At 68.3% G+C, this 13,610-nt stretch carries 10 protein-coding genes; 5 read left to right on the top strand and 5 right to left on the bottom strand.

Going from position 1 to position 13,610, the window contains the following annotated elements:
* The first annotated feature begins 74 nt into the window (after nucleotides 1–74).
* A complete protein-coding gene (locus D1832_RS01510) occupies nucleotides 75–1,211 on the top strand; it encodes an ROK family transcriptional regulator (RefSeq protein ID WP_118912292.1) in 1,137 nt (378 codons plus the stop codon).
* Between the two features lie 34 nt (nucleotides 1,212–1,245).
* Here D1832_RS01510 and D1832_RS01505 read toward each other — a convergent pair whose 3' ends face one another.
* The gene (locus tag D1832_RS01505) at nucleotides 1,246–2,718 is read right to left on the bottom strand and encodes an NCS2 family permease (RefSeq protein WP_118912291.1); all 1,473 of its coding nucleotides are present in this window, start codon (nucleotides 2,716–2,718) and stop codon (nucleotides 1,246–1,248) included.
* A gap of 85 nt (nucleotides 2,719–2,803) precedes the next feature.
* On the opposite strand from D1832_RS01505, the gene D1832_RS01500 reads away from it, so the two are divergent.
* Complete coding sequence (locus D1832_RS01500; protein WP_241510803.1) at nucleotides 2,804–3,220, top strand: DUF2530 domain-containing protein; 417 nt, start codon at nucleotides 2,804–2,806, stop codon at nucleotides 3,218–3,220.
* Nucleotides 3,221–3,291: 71 nt separating this feature from the next.
* On the opposite strand, the gene D1832_RS01495 is transcribed toward D1832_RS01500, so the two are convergent.
* The gene (locus D1832_RS01495; RefSeq protein ID WP_118912290.1) at nucleotides 3,292–4,194 is read right to left on the bottom strand and encodes a DUF559 domain-containing protein; all 903 of its coding nucleotides are present in this window, start codon (nucleotides 4,192–4,194) and stop codon (nucleotides 3,292–3,294) included.
* Nucleotides 4,195–4,383: 189 nt separating this feature from the next.
* Entirely contained in the window at nucleotides 4,384–6,015 is a 1,632-nt protein-coding gene (locus D1832_RS01490; protein ID WP_118912289.1) for a DNA repair helicase XPB, read from the bottom strand.
* Nucleotides 6,016–6,272: 257 nt separating this feature from the next.
* Here D1832_RS01490 and D1832_RS01485 point away from each other — a divergent pair, with 257 nt between their 5' ends.
* The 3 genes from D1832_RS01485 to D1832_RS01475 all read left to right on the top strand — a co-directional run bounded on the left by D1832_RS01485 (nucleotide 6,273) and on the right by D1832_RS01475 (nucleotide 10,790).
* Nucleotides 6,273–7,676, top strand: coding sequence for an MFS transporter (locus D1832_RS01485; protein WP_118912288.1), 1,404 nt, complete (start codon nucleotides 6,273–6,275; stop codon nucleotides 7,674–7,676).
* A gap of 89 nt (nucleotides 7,677–7,765) precedes the next feature.
* Nucleotides 7,766–9,751: a M13 family metallopeptidase gene (locus tag D1832_RS01480; protein ID WP_118912287.1), complete on the top strand. Its 1,986-nt coding sequence runs from the start codon at nucleotides 7,766–7,768 to the stop codon at nucleotides 9,749–9,751.
* Nucleotides 9,752–9,902: 151 nt separating this feature from the next.
* A complete protein-coding gene (locus D1832_RS01475; protein WP_118912286.1) occupies nucleotides 9,903–10,790 on the top strand; it encodes an EamA family transporter in 888 nt (295 codons plus the stop codon).
* On the opposite strand, the gene D1832_RS01470 is transcribed toward D1832_RS01475, so the two are convergent.
* On the bottom strand, nucleotides 10,775–11,254 hold the full coding sequence (locus D1832_RS01470) for an 8-oxo-dGTP diphosphatase (RefSeq protein ID WP_118912285.1): 480 nt from the start codon (nucleotides 11,252–11,254) through the stop codon (nucleotides 10,775–10,777). The genes D1832_RS01475 and D1832_RS01470 overlap by 16 nt on opposite strands.
* Nucleotides 11,251–13,536 (bottom strand): helicase-associated domain-containing protein, encoded by a 2,286-nt coding sequence (locus tag D1832_RS01465; protein ID WP_241510802.1) that lies wholly within the window; start codon nucleotides 13,534–13,536, stop codon nucleotides 11,251–11,253. Before D1832_RS01465 ends, D1832_RS01470 begins: the two co-directional genes overlap by 4 nt.
* Nucleotides 13,537–13,610 lie beyond the last annotated feature (74 nt).

Genomic DNA, 13,610 nt, shown 5'->3' with positions numbered 1-13,610 from the left:
GGAGGTTTACAAACTAGGTGTCGTCCATTTAAGGCGCCCCCCTCGCTTTTGTAAAGAGGGTTTACGATTCAGGGGTGACTGACACCGGCTCCCATCTCGTCCGAGCGTCGACCGATCGTCGAGTGCTCACGGTGTTGGTGCACGAGCGGGAGGCGACGCGTGCGTCGCTGGCCGAATCCGCGGGTCTCTCACGCCCCACCGCCGCGACGTCGGTGTCACGTCTCGTCGCTGCGGGCCTGGTCGAGGAAACGGGGGAACGCACGTCCGGGCGCGGACGGTCGACGGCGATCGTGCGTCTCGCGCCGCAGGTGGGGGTGGCGCTCGCGCTCGTCGTGGCGCCGGTCGGGGTCAGCGGTGTCGTGGTCGACATCCACGGTGACGAAATTGCCCGTGCACGCTCCGTCGACGGCCCACACGAGCAGCGACTGACTCGTGTGGCCGAGGCGGTCTTGGCCCGAGTTTCGCGAGACGGCCTCGTACCCGTGCGGTGCGCTGCCGTCTCGGTGGCTGATCCTGTCGACCGGCACACGGGGCGGGCGGTGCAGCTACCCGACGAGCCGTTCCTTGTCGGCGAACTCGACGCTCGCGCGGCGCTGGCTGACCTGTGTGACGACGTCATCGTCGACAACGACGTCAACTGGGCCGCGAACACGCTCGTCGAGGAAGGGTGTGTCGGACTCATCCATCTCGGTGAGGGGCTGGGCGCCGCGATCGTCGAGGACGGCCGTGTGTTGCGAGGCGGTCGCGGTCTCGCCGGGGAGATCGGGCACATCGTCGTCCCGGGGCCGGACGGCACGGCGATCCCCTTCACCGAGGTGTTCGCGCGGCTCGGGCTGCGTCAGCCTGGTTCGAGCGCTGTCGATGTGGAGCGTCTGCTCGAGGTGACGGCATCGGATGACTCGGTGCGTCAGGCACTCGCAGTGGCCGTGTCGGCCGTGGTGGCCTCGCTCGTCGGGTGGGCTGATCCGTCGAAGGTCGTCGTGACCGGACCGTGGGCGAAGCAGGTGGCCACTGCCGTGCGCGCCGAAGTGGCGCGAAGCGCGCGACCGGTCGATGTCGTCACGGCGCTCGACGACGATGCCACGGCACGGGGAGTGCGGCTCGCGGCCGTCGAGCGCTTGCAGGCCACCGTCCTGGGGGTGGCGGTCAGTAACCTCGGCAGAGAACAGGTGGGTGCGCGTCCCGGACGTATCGAACCCGCGACCTCCTAGCTTGAGGTCGCGGGTCCGATTGCTGGTCGGAGGCTCAGCTCACGCCGAGCAACTGCTTGATCGGGTCGATGGCGAAGTAGACGACGAACATCGCGGCCACGACGTACATGAGCGGGTGCACGTCCTTCGGCTTGCCCTTGACGAGCTTGATGAGCACGTAGCTGATGAAGCCTGCTCCGATACCCACCGCGATGGAATACGTGAACGGCATGAGCGCCATCGTGAGGAAGGCCGGCAGGCCAATCTCCATGTTCTTCCAGTCGATGTCGGTGGCCTGCGTCATCATGAGGTAACCGACGATGACGAGCGCCGGGGCCGCAGCCTCCGACGGCACCATCCCGACGACCGGCGACAGGAACGTCGCGAGCAGGAACATCGTGCCCGTCACGATGGATGCGAGACCCGTACGGGCACCCTCGCCCACACCCGAGGCCGACTCGATGAACGCCGTGTTCGAACTGATCGAACCCGCACCACCGGCCATCGCGGCGATCGAGTCGACCACCATGATGCGCTCGGAGTGCTCCGGAACGCCGTTCTCGTCGAGCAGGTCACCTTCCGCGCCGACCGCGTACATCGCTCCCATGAGGTCGAAGAACGCGCCGAGCACAAGCGTGAAGATGATGAGGATGGCGGAGATGGCGCCGACCTTCGCGAACGCACCCGTCAGGGAGAAGTCGCCGATGATCGAGAAGTCGGGGGCTGTGAGCAGATCCTTCGGCATCGACGGAATGGTGAGCGACCAGCCCGTCGGGTTCTTCTCACCCTTCGCGCCCAGATCCGCGACGCCCTCGATGACGAGCGCCAGCGCCGTCATGGCGATGATGCCGATGAGCATGGCACCGTGCACACGACGCGCCATGAGCGCCGCGATGAGGAGCACGCCGATGATGAAGACGAGCACCGGCCAGCCCTGCAGGTTGCCCGTCGGGCCGAGCTGGAGGAAGCCGCCACCGGCGGAGTTGAAGCCCGCGTCGTGAAGCGCGACGAGGCAGATGAACAGGCCGATACCCACCGAGATGGCGGTCTTGAGCGAACGGGGGATGGCGGCGAACAGCGCCTTGCGGAACCCGCTCACGACGAGCAGGAAGATGATGAATCCCTCGATGACGACGAGGCCCATCGCGTCGTTCCACGTCATGCCGGGGATCTTGGCGACGGAGAACGCGAGGAACGCGTTGAGGCCGAGGCCGGTGGCGATGGCGATGGGGAACTTGGCGACGCTGCCCATGAGGATGCTCATGAGACCGGCGACGAGGGCCGTCACGGCGGCGACGGCGGTGAGGTTCGGCTCGGTGCCGCCTCCGATGTAGTGACCCGTCGAGTCGGCCTGGGTGCCGATGATGAGCGGGTTGAGCACGATGATGTAAGCCATCGTGAAGAACGTGACCAGACCGCCGCGGATCTCGCGACCGACGGTGGAACCGCGCTCGGTGATCTTGAAGTAGCGGTCCAGTGCGCCGGACGGTGCGCCCCCGGGCTGGGCAGTCATGGGTGTGCTCGACATGGCACTGATGGTATTTCGTGCGGGAGCGTGCCCGTGTTCGGCGCCGAGGGGTGGGCGCTCCAGGCCGTGAACTAGGCTGGACGCCGTGACACCAGACCCCTCCCGTCGTGCGCGCGAACCGCGCCCGGACGGCGCGACGCCCCGTTCGGTGGAGCGCGCGCGGGAGATGCGCGAGCGCGCCGAGGTCTCCATGTCGTACGAGGCCGGCGTCCGTCTGCCCCAGGAGGGTGCGCCCCCGCCCGAGGAGTCGCCCTACGAGCGTTTCTTCACCGGCGGCGACACCGTCATTCCGAAGCCGCAACCGCTTCACCTCGACACCGCCCGGGTCATCCTCGGTGGCATCGCCGTGTGGGCGCTCGCGCTCGTCGTGACGCTGCTCGTGCCGGCCCTTCACGAGGGCGACCGGCACTGGTGGCCGTGGACCTGCGTCGCCGGCATCCTGCTCGGCTTCATGGGTTGGGCGTACGTGCGTCGTGGGCGAGGGAACGCCGAAGCGGCCTGACCCCTGCGTCAGTTGATGCGGAAAAGTGCAGGTTGTGCATGAAATATCGTGCACAACCTGCACTTTTGGCGTCAGGCAGCTGACGGGCCGAAGAGCGCGTCGGCGTGACGGATGGCGTCGCGCAGGAGCGCGCCCACCCGGCCGGCGTCGATGTCTCTCGCCATGATCCTCACGACGACCCACCCGAGACGTTCCAGGTCGCTCTGACGAAGCTTCTCCGCCCGTAGGTCGCCGTCGTGACGGTACTTGCCCAACCCGTCGACCTCGACGATGACGCGATGCCCGCGCACGACGAAGTCCGCTCGGGCGACGAACCCTCCGCGTTCGTCGAGGACTCGCAGTTGCGGGTCGAGGGCGATGCCTTCGAGCGCAGCCGCCCACGCGACCCGTGTCTCGAGCACCGACTCGCGTCGACCGTCCGCGAGGGCCAATGCCGCTCGGGCGTGGGTGTTGCCCCTGCGTCGACCCCAGGCGTCGAGGAGCGCATCGGCGTCGAGCAAGAGGCCGCGGCGTGCGGCGACGTCGGCGGGAACGAGACCGGCCAACGTCCCCTCGAGTGCCGCGATCTCGATGACGGCCGCCGTCGCCTGCTGCGTCATGAGGCCGTCGACCGGCTCGACGGAATGCGGCCACGGACGACGCGAAACGACGCCCGCTCGGTTCGAGTGGAGCTGTCGCTCCCGGGACAGATGAATGGCTGACGGTGGGTTCAGCAGCGGGAGATTTTGTGCCAGACAGGCGCTCGGGCCGACGAGATACGTGCCGGGGAGTGCCGCCATGAGGGCGCCCGCCCGCTGGAGGTACTGCCTCCGCTGTTCGGCGAACGTCGCAGGCGCAGCTTTGGCGACGACATAGACGCCGTGGGTGATGCGTCGCAGGTGCCCGCTGGAACAGAGGCGTCGGCGCGCGTGGGCGTCGTACCCCAGCGCAGTGAGGGCGGCGGTCGTCAGGGGAGCGCCCGGCGGAAGGTCCATGCCGCCACTGTGGCTGCTCGAACGTGGGCGCCGCAGAGACCCTGTAGACAACCCGTCGTCAACCGTCACGTGATGCGGAAAAGTGCAGGTTGTGCATGAAGTATCGCGCACAACCTGCACTTTCGGCGTCAGCGTCCTGACGGTCATCAACACCGTGCAGGCGCGGCGAACGCGTTGGCGCAGCTGACCTCAGATGTCGCTCTCGTCGACGATGCGGTAGGCGTAGCCCTGCTCGGCGAGGAAGCGCTGTCGGTGGGCGGCGAAGTCGGCATCCACGGTGTCGCGCGTGACGATCGAATAGAAGTGCGCCGTGCGCCCGTCCGCCTTCGGTCGCAGCACGCGCCCGAGGCGCTGGGCCTCCTCCTGGCGTGAACCGAACGTTCCGGAGATCTGGACGGCGACGCTCGCCTCTGGCAGGTCGATCGAGAAGTTCGCCACCTTGGAGACGACGAGCTTGGTGATCTCGCCGTCACGGAACTGCTGGAACAACTTCTGACGCACCGCGACGGACGTCTCGCCGGTGATGAGGTCGGCGTCGAGGCGATTCGCGATCGTCTCGAGCTGGTCGAGGTACTGCCCGATGACGAGCGTCGGTGCGCCCTCGTGCTGCGTGACGATGCGCTCGACCACCGGGTCCTTCACCGTCGCGCAGGACGCGAAGCGGTAACGCTCGTCGGGCTCCGTCGTCGCGTAGGCCATGCGGTCGGCGTCGGACAGGCCCACGCGCACCTCCACGCAGTCGGCCGGCGCGATGTAGCCCTGGCTCTCGATGTCCTTCCACGGCGCGTCGTAACGCTTGGGGCCGATGAGGGAGAACACGTCGTCCTCACGGTTGTCCTCGCGCACGAGCGTGGCCGTCAGGCCGAGGCGGCGGCGGGCCTGGAGGTCGGCCGTCATACGGAAGATCGGCGCGGGCAGCAGATGGACCTCGTCGTAGACGACGAGGCCCCAGTCGCGCGCGTCGAGCAGTTCGAGGTGCGGGTAGACGCCCTTCCGCTTGAGCGTGAGCACCTGGTACGTCGCGATCGTCACCGGGCGGATCTCCTTGCGCGCACCGGAGTACTCGCCGATCTCGTCCTCGGTGAGCGAGGTGCGCTTGAGGAGTTCGTCGCGCCACTGGCGGGCGCTGACGGTGTTCGTCACCAGGATGAGCGTCGTCGCCTTGGCCTTCGCCATCGCGCCCGCGCCGACGAGCGTCTTGCCGGCACCACACGGCAGGACGACGACCCCGCTGCCGCCGTCCCAGAAACCGTCGACGGCCTGCGCCTGGTAGGGGCGCAGCTGCCAGCCGGAGGTGTCGAGATCGATCGGGTGGGCCTCGCCGTCGACGAAGCCCGCCCGGTCCTCCGCGGGCCAGCCAACCTTGATGAGTTCCTGCTTGATCGCGCCCCGCTCGCTCGGGTGGACGACGACCGTCAGCTCGTCGAGGCGTTCGCCGACGAGGGGCTTGATCCTCTTGTGGCGCAGCACCTCTTCGAGCACGGGCTTGTCCGTGGAGTGCAGGACGAGCTGTTCGCCGTCCTTCTCGAGCACGAGGCGCCCGTAGCGATCCATCGTCTCGGCCACGTCGAGCAGGAGGGACTGCGGCACGGGGAAACGGCTGTGTGTGATGAGCGCGTCGACGACGGTTTCGGCGTCGAGGCCGGCAGCGCGAGCGTTCCAGAGGCCGAGCGGCGTGACGCGGTAGGTGTGCACGTGCTCCGGCGCGCGCTCCAACTCGGCGAACGGCGCAATGGCCCGGCGGGCCGCCTCGGCATTCTCGTGGTCGACTTCGAGCAGGATCGTGCGGTCACTCTGGACGATGAGTGCGCCGTTCGGCACGTGATGGCCCTTTCGCCGGATGTCTGGGTTCTCTCAGCCTAACGACGAGGGGCGCGGGGCCATTCCGGCCTTGGGTGGGGGAGCGCGCCCGGCCCGAGCCGCCCCCGCGCACCCGCTATTGACAGTTGGTCAGTTAGTAACAAATTGGCAACGGCTATTGACCCTGCAATGTGGCACAGGACACATTGGTTGAACGACCGTGCGACTCCGCTCGCGCTCGAATCGCCCCGCGCCTCAATGTCATTGAAGGAGTTCCCATGGCCGACACCTCGGCAGCCGTGAGCGACGCCGTCCAAGCCATCCCTGCGAAACGGCGTCGCCAACTGCTCATCTCGAGTCTGCTGAGCAGTTCGATCGAGTGGTACGACTTCTTCATCTTCGGTACCGCCGCCGCACTCGTCTTCCCGCACATCTTCTTCCCGGACAGCTCGGCCCTGACGGGCACGCTGCTCTCCTTCGGCACCTTCTGGGCGGCCTTCCTCGCCCGCCCGCTCGGAGGCATCCTCGCTGGGCACTACGGCGACAAGATCGGGCGCAAGCCCGTCGTCGTCTTCTGCATCTTCGCCATGGGAATCGCGACGTTCGGCATCGGCCTCCTGCCGACCGCCGCGACGATCGGTGTCGCGGCGCCGATCCTCCTCGTGCTCCTGCGCTTCGTGCAGGGCCTCGCGGCGGGTGGTCAGTGGGGCGGCATCATCCTGCTGCTCACCGAATCCGAAGGCCCGAAGAAGCGCGGCTACGCGGGAACCTTCGGGCAGATGGGTGTGCCGATCGGCGTCATCCTGGGCAACCTCGCCTTCCTCACGGTCTCGCACTTCGTCTCGGCCAAGGCCTTCCTCGACTGGGGCTGGCGCATCCCGTTCCTCCTCAGCGCCGTGCTGTTCCCGCTGGGCCTGTTCATCCACAAGCGGGTCGAGGACTCGGCCGAGTTCAAGGTGCTCCAGGAGCGCGCAGCCAAGCGCGCTGCTCAGGTCGGCAAGCAGGCACCGGTGTTCGAGGTGGTCAAGAAGGGCTGGAAGCGCATCCTGCTCGGCTGCCTCATGATGGGCGGCACGAACGCGATGTTCTACGTCGGCATCGTCGGTTCGTTGAGCTATGCCTCCAGCGACCTGGGCATGTCGCGTGACTCGCTGCTGGCGATCATGCTCGTCATCTCGTTGTTCAACATCCCGGTCATCCTGTTCGCGGGTGCTCTGTCGGACAGGGTCGGCCGCAAGCCCGTCGTGCTGTGGTCCGGCATCGGTCTGGCGCTGTCGATCTTCCCGTATTTCGCGCTCATGAACACGAAGAGCCTCGCGTTGTTCGCCGTCGGTTCGTTCATCACGAGCTTCTTCCAGTCCTCGATCTACGGACCGCTGGCGGCGTACCTCGGTGAGATCTTCCACCCCAAGATGCGCTACTCGGGCATGTCGCTGGCCTACCAGCTGTCCGCGATCGCGCTGGCCGGCCCGACGCCGATGATCATGGCCACGGTCATCGAGAAGACGGGCAGCACGAACGGCATCGCGGCCTACATGGTGCTCCTCGGCGTACTCACCGCCGTCGGGGCGTTCCTCCTACCCGAGACCAACCCCAAGGAGGTGCGGGACGACCCCAACGCGCTGCCGGGCATCGTCGACCTCGACGACGACGTCGTCGAGGTCGTCGAACCGGCGCGCTGAGGCTCGAACCTCCTTCCTGCCGAACGTCGCCGTGGGTCCTCGGACTCGCGGCGGCGTTCGCTGTCAGCCCGGGGTGAGAAGGTAGGGGCATGACGAGCAAGATCAACTCCGGCCTGGACGTGACCAGCTTCGACCCGGACGTGCGCCCGCAGGACGACCTGTTCGCGCACGTCAACAACACGTGGGTGGCCAACCACCCGATTCCCGAGGACAAATCGCGCTACGGCGCCTTCGACATGCTGCGCGAGGCGAGTGAGAAGGCCATGCGCGACATCATCGAGGAAGCTGCGGGCAAGGCCGAGGCCGCCGAGAACGACGGAACGGACGCGGGGCCCGCCACGCAGAAGGTAGGCGACCTCTACCGCTCGTTCATGGACACCGAGCGCATCGCCACCCTCGGAACGTCGCCGATCCTCGAGGACCTCGCCGTCATCGCCGGCCTCACCGACAAGCGTGACCTGCTCATGCTGCTCGGCCACCTCGAGCGCTACGGCATGGGCGGCCTGTTCGGCTTCTACGTCAGCGCCGATGCGAAGAACAGCGACGAGTACATCGTCTACCTCGGCCAGAGCGGCCTGGGCCTGCCCGACGAGGCCTACTACCGCGAGGAGCAGTACGCCGAGATTCGCGACAAGTACACCGCTCACATGGAACGTCTCCTGACGCTCGTGGGCGTCGAGAACGCCGACGAGGTCGCCCCGCGCGTTTACGAGCTCGAGAAGGCCCTCGCGAAGCACCACTGGGACAACGTCTCCACCCGCGACGCCGTCAAGAGCTACAACCGCTACTCGCTCGAGGAACTGCGTGACCTCTTCGGCGCGTTCGACATCGACGCGTGGCTCGAGGGTCAGGTCGTGCCGGACGGCGCGTTCGCGAACGTGGTCGTCGGCCAGCCGAGCTACTTCGAGGCCCTGGGCGAGTTGTTCGCCGAGCGTGACGTCGAGGACTGGAAGGCGTGGATGACGTGGCACCTCGTGACGTCGTTCGCCAGCTACCTCACCGACGACATCGTCGAGGAGCGCTTCGACTTCGCGGGTCGCGCACTGTCGGGAACGCCGCAGCTGCGTGAGCGCTGGAAGCGCGGCGTCGGCCTCGTCGAGGGCGTGCTCGGCGAGGAGGCGGGCAAGCTCTACGTCGAGCGCCACTTCCCGCCCAAGGCCAAGGAGCGCATGGTCGAACTCGTCGACAACCTCGTCGAGGCCTTCCGCCGCAGCTTCCGCGAGAGCGCGTGGATGAGCGAGGAGACGCAGGCCAAGGCCCTCGAGAAGCTCGACCGGTTCACGCCCAAGATCGGCTACCCCGACAAGTGGCGTGACTTCTCCGAACTGCAGATCCTCGCCGATGACCTCGTCGGCAACGTCAAGCGTTCGGCGTCGTTCGAGACCGACTACCAGCTCGCCAAGATCGGCGGCCCTATCGACCGTACCGAGTGGCTCATGAGCCCGCAGACGGTCAACGCGTACTACCACCCGATGATGAACGAGGTCGTCTTCCCGGCCGCCATCCTGCAGCCGCCGTTCTTCGACGTGGACGCCGACGACGCCGTCAACTACGGCGGCATCGGCGCCGTCATCGGGCACGAGCTCGGCCACGGTTTCGACGATCAGGGTTCGCGCTTCAACGGCGACGGCGAACTCGTCGACTGGTGGACCGAGGGCGACCGCGAGCGGTTCGACGCCCTGGCGAAGAAGCTCATCGAGCAGTTCTCCCAGTACGAGACGCGTGACGCGCCGGGCGTCAAGATCAACGGTGGTCTCACCGTCGGCGAGAACATCGGTGACCTCGGCGGCCTGACGATCGGCTACAAGGCGTACACCATCGCCTGCGAAGAAGCCCCTGCGCCCGTGCTGGAGGGCTTCACCGGCGCGCAGCGCTTCTTCCTCGGCTGGGCACAGGTGTGGAGCGGCGTCGCCCGTGAGGCCGAGGCCAAGCGCCTGCTCGCCATCGACCCGCACTCGCCGATGGATGTGCGCGCCAACGCCGCTCGCAACCTCACCGAGTTCGTCGAGGCGTTCGACGTGAAGCCCGGCGACGGCATGTGGATCGACGAGGACGAGCGCGTTCGCATCTTCTGATCGACATCGTCTGATCGTTCGCCACGAGCCGGCGACGAGGCCCGCTCCGCACGCCGGGGCGGGCCTCGCGCATGCCACCCTCGGGGCGCAGCCGTCCGCGCCCGTGGACGCGCATTCGTCCGGCAGGGTCCCCGCGCGGTCGAATAGCCCCATGACGCCCCGCCACATCGCCCTCGCACTTCTCGTCGTGCTCATCTGGGGCGTCAACTTCGTCGTCATCCACGAAGGCCTCGAGGGCGTGCCGCCGCTGCTGTTCGCGGCCATTCGCTTCAGTTGCATCGTGCCGTTCGTCGCCGTCGTACCGCGTCCGAAGGTGGCCTGGCGCGACCTCGCACCGGTGGGCCTGCTCATGTCGGCGGGGCAGTTCGGTTTCCTCTACTCGGCCATGGTCGCCGGTCTCGCCTCCGGGATGGCGTCGCTCATCCTCCAGGCCCAGGCGCTCTTCACCGTCGTCATCGCGGCCGCTCTGCTCAAGGAGCGACCGAAGACGATCCAGCTCGTGGGCATGGGTGTGGCCCTGGCCGGTCTCGTTCTCGTGGCGTCCGGACGCTCGGGCGCGACGCCACTCGTCGGGGTGATGCTTTGTCTCGCCGGTGCTCTGAGCTGGGGCGCGGGGAACGTCGCGGCCCGCCGCTGCGCCGGCGCGTCCGGCCTGGGACTGACGGTGTGGGGCAGCCTCTTCGTGCCGCTGCCGTTGTTCGCGCTGTCCTTCCTCATCGAGGGCCCGAAGCGGATGGTCGAGGGGCTTCATCACTTCGGAGGCGCAGCGGTCGCCTCGACCGCCTACACCGTCGTCCTCGCAAGCCTCGTGGGTTACACGATCTGGAACGGCCTCATGGGCCACTACCCGGCTTCGAACGTCGCACCGTTCACCCTGCTCGTGCCGGTCGTCGGCTTCCTCGCCGGGTGGCTGTTTCTCGGGGAGGTGCCGGCTGTCTCGGCGTTCGCCGGAGGAGCGCTGCTTCTGCTCGGTGTTGCGATCATCGTCCTCGGCCCCCGGTATCTGGGACGAAAGACCCGCGTTCAGATTCCGGTGTGACTGGCGAGGGTCGCGCCGTCCGCGGCGTAGGTGAAGGTGGCCTCGTCGAAGCCGCGGGCAAGCGCTACCGGGAGCCAATGGACGTTGTCCGGCCACATGCGGCTCGTGGGAAGGGCGTCGACGGGCGCCCACGTGACGAGGAGTTCGTCCGAGTCCGCCGGTTCCCCCTCGGCTGCGTCGGTGACGAAGACGTGCACGCGCATGTCGACCCCGCCGCCGTCCGGGAAGGCGAAGGTGACGACGCCCCGCGCGTCCAGATCGGCTTCGTTCACACGAAGCGACGTCTCCTCGAACAGCTCCCGCGCGGCCGCTCGGCGAGGTGTTTCACCCGGATCGACCTTGCCGCCCGGCACGACCATGCGGCCCTGGCCGAACCCGCGCAGCTTCTCCCCGAGCAGGAGGTGCGTGCGGCCCTCGAGGGTCCGGGTGACGACGACGAGGCACGTCTCGATCGGCTCGCTCACGCCGGCGCCACCCCGGTGATGCGGTGGATGGAGAACGAGCGGGTGGTCGTCGTGTTGTCGCCGATCTGCCCGACGACGCGCCCACCCGAGACGCTCGTCGGCCGGAAGAGGGCGCGCTTGATGTCGCCCGAGGCATCGACATAACCGATCCAGACGGGAGCCCGATCGGCGGCAGCGTCCTGCAAGGAGGTGAGTGTGACCGTCGGGTCGGACGAGGGGATGCGCGTGCGCTCGTCGTGCTGCGAGGGGCGCACGGCGCTCTTCTCAGCCTCCCGCATGCGCTGCGTCATGGCCGTCGCTTCGTCACCGTCGAGGCGGACAACACGAACCGGCGTGCTGCGGCGCCCGGGCGTGGGGGAGCGCTTCACCGCTTCGGTGCGCACGACGACGCCACCGTCCGAGGTCTCGGCAACCGGCGCGTGACGGTGCTCACGCAGAACGTCGAGCAGCGTCGAGGCGGGCAGGGGCGAAACGCACACGGTCGGAGCGATGCGGCGTAGCTGGAGCGAGGCGAGCGAGGAGTCCGCGACGAGGGCGTCGAGCGATCCCTCGTCGTCGCTGCGCACGTACGAACCGACGGAGCCGACGCGCAGATGGCCGTATCGACGCGCGACGTCGCCGAGAAGGTACTCGAGCGCCTGGGGGACCGGTGTCATCGAGTGACGCCGGAGGGCCTCGAGCGCTTCGCCCGAGGAGACGCCGTGGTCGAGCAACCGTCGGATGCTGCTCTCGGTGAACCGGAAGACCGTTGCGCCGCCACGTGATTCGACGTCGGCGCTGCGGCGCATGAAAGTCGCGACCTCTTCCGTGAGAGGCCCTGGCGCAATAGCGGTGAGGTCGCCCTGGAGCATGACCTGCGAGACAGGCTGGGGCATGGAGGCGGCCATGAGGGCGGCGACGGACTCGAGGTTCGCCTCGCTCGTCGGGACGGAGTCGTCGCTCGGCACCGCGAGGAGCGCTCGACCGGCGGAGGTGAGGGCCGAGCGGCCCGTCACGCCGAGCCAGCCGGCCTCGCGCAACACGTCGTCGGCGCGGGTGGGGGCTCCCTCGGGAAGGCGCAGGGGTCGTTTCCAGCGCAGCAGGGCGTCGACCTGTTCGGTGGTCGGGGCGCTGCCTGCCTCGAGCGCGGCGAGCGTGGCGAGGACGTCGGCGCGGCGAGCCCGCATGAGCGGCCACGAGGCGTCCTTGCCGAGGACGTTGACGAGAGTGCCGTCGATCGTCTGACCGGCGAGGCTCGCGGCGCGCGTGGTGTCGCGCCACGCGGACGCTAGATGGGCCCAGCGACGGGCAGGAGTCCACGTGGCCCACTCGTCGTAGAACTCGGTGGGCCGCCACAGCGGATCGACCTCCCCGTCGGGAGCGAGAAGACCTGCGGCGTAGGAGAGTTCGAGGACAAACGCCGTCAGATCGCTCGAACTGTCGATCGCTACGGCCGTGCGTCGGTGATCGCGTACGGCGACGCCTCCGGTGCGCAGCACGCGGGGCGGTTGGGCGTCCCAGGCGGCGACGACCTCGTCGAGACGCCACAACAGATCGAGCACGGCGCCGGCCGCCGCGTCGTCGGCACTCGCCTGCTCGACGTGGGTCATCTCGGCGGTCGGGGGAGCCCACGCCTCGCGGTACAGACGCCCGCCACGCAGCGCGAGCCCGACCTCACGCGGGATGACGGCGTCGCTGCCGCGCTCGCCGTCGACGGCCACCATGAGGCCGGCACCGACGAGTTCGCGGCGCACATCGCGCAGGGTCTGAGTGGTGAACGAGCCGCGTGCGGATGTCCACCGGAGTTGGTCGATGACGGCCTGAGCACGCGATGAGAGCGCGTTGTAGGCCCGTGTCACGGCGTCGAAGTCGCCCTCGGAGACGACGGCAAGGTCGGCCAGTCGTACGTCAAGATCGCTCGCGCTTCGTCCCAATCCCGCTGGGTGCGTGAGGGTTTCGCCGACAGCTCGGGCGGTGCGCCACCCGTCGGGAGAGCGCCAGACGAGAGCCTGGTGCCACAACTCGCGGATACCGTCGTCGACGGCGGAACGTGACGCACCGAGCGCCGAAGGAGCGCCCTCGGCGCCGACGACGAGCAGCGCTTCCACGAGGTGGAGGAGGCGCGCGTCGAGGTGTTCGAGAGCGCGCTGGACGCTGGCGCGCGTGGAGGCCCGCGCGGCGAGCGACGTGATGTCGGCGGGTGCCGGGCGCGCCAGATCGGGCCGGGCGAGAAGGAGCGCCGCTAGGTCGTCGTCCGCGCGGCCCCTCAGGTCGTCGGCGAAACTACGGGCAGATCGAGGCACTCTCACCACGGTAGTCGCCGCGGGCGGCATCGGCATCCGCGGCGGGGTTCGATGTTGAGCGGTGTGGGCGGTAC

This window comes from Dermacoccus abyssi (assembly GCF_003515945.1).
In the GTDB taxonomy this organism is placed as follows: domain Bacteria; phylum Actinomycetota; class Actinomycetes; order Actinomycetales; family Dermatophilaceae; genus Dermacoccus; species Dermacoccus abyssi.
Note: the sequence above shows the minus strand (reverse complement) of the source record. Positions and strands in the feature narration are given on the sequence as shown.

Excerpts from the sequence above, each read along its gene's own strand:
- D1832_RS01505 (WP_118912291.1), bottom strand. The coding sequence starts at position 2,718 with ATGTCGAGCACACCCATGACTGCCCAGCCCGGGGGCGCACCGTCCGGC.
- D1832_RS01480 (WP_118912287.1), top strand. The coding sequence starts at position 7,766 with ATGACGAGCAAGATCAACTCCGGCCTGGACGTGACCAGCTTCGACCCG.
- D1832_RS01495 (WP_118912290.1), bottom strand. The coding sequence starts at position 4,194 with ATGGACCTTCCGCCGGGCGCTCCCCTGACGACCGCCGCCCTCACTGCG.
- D1832_RS01475 (WP_118912286.1), top strand. The coding sequence starts at position 9,903 with ATGACGCCCCGCCACATCGCCCTCGCACTTCTCGTCGTGCTCATCTGG.
- D1832_RS01485 (WP_118912288.1), top strand. The coding sequence starts at position 6,273 with ATGGCCGACACCTCGGCAGCCGTGAGCGACGCCGTCCAAGCCATCCCT.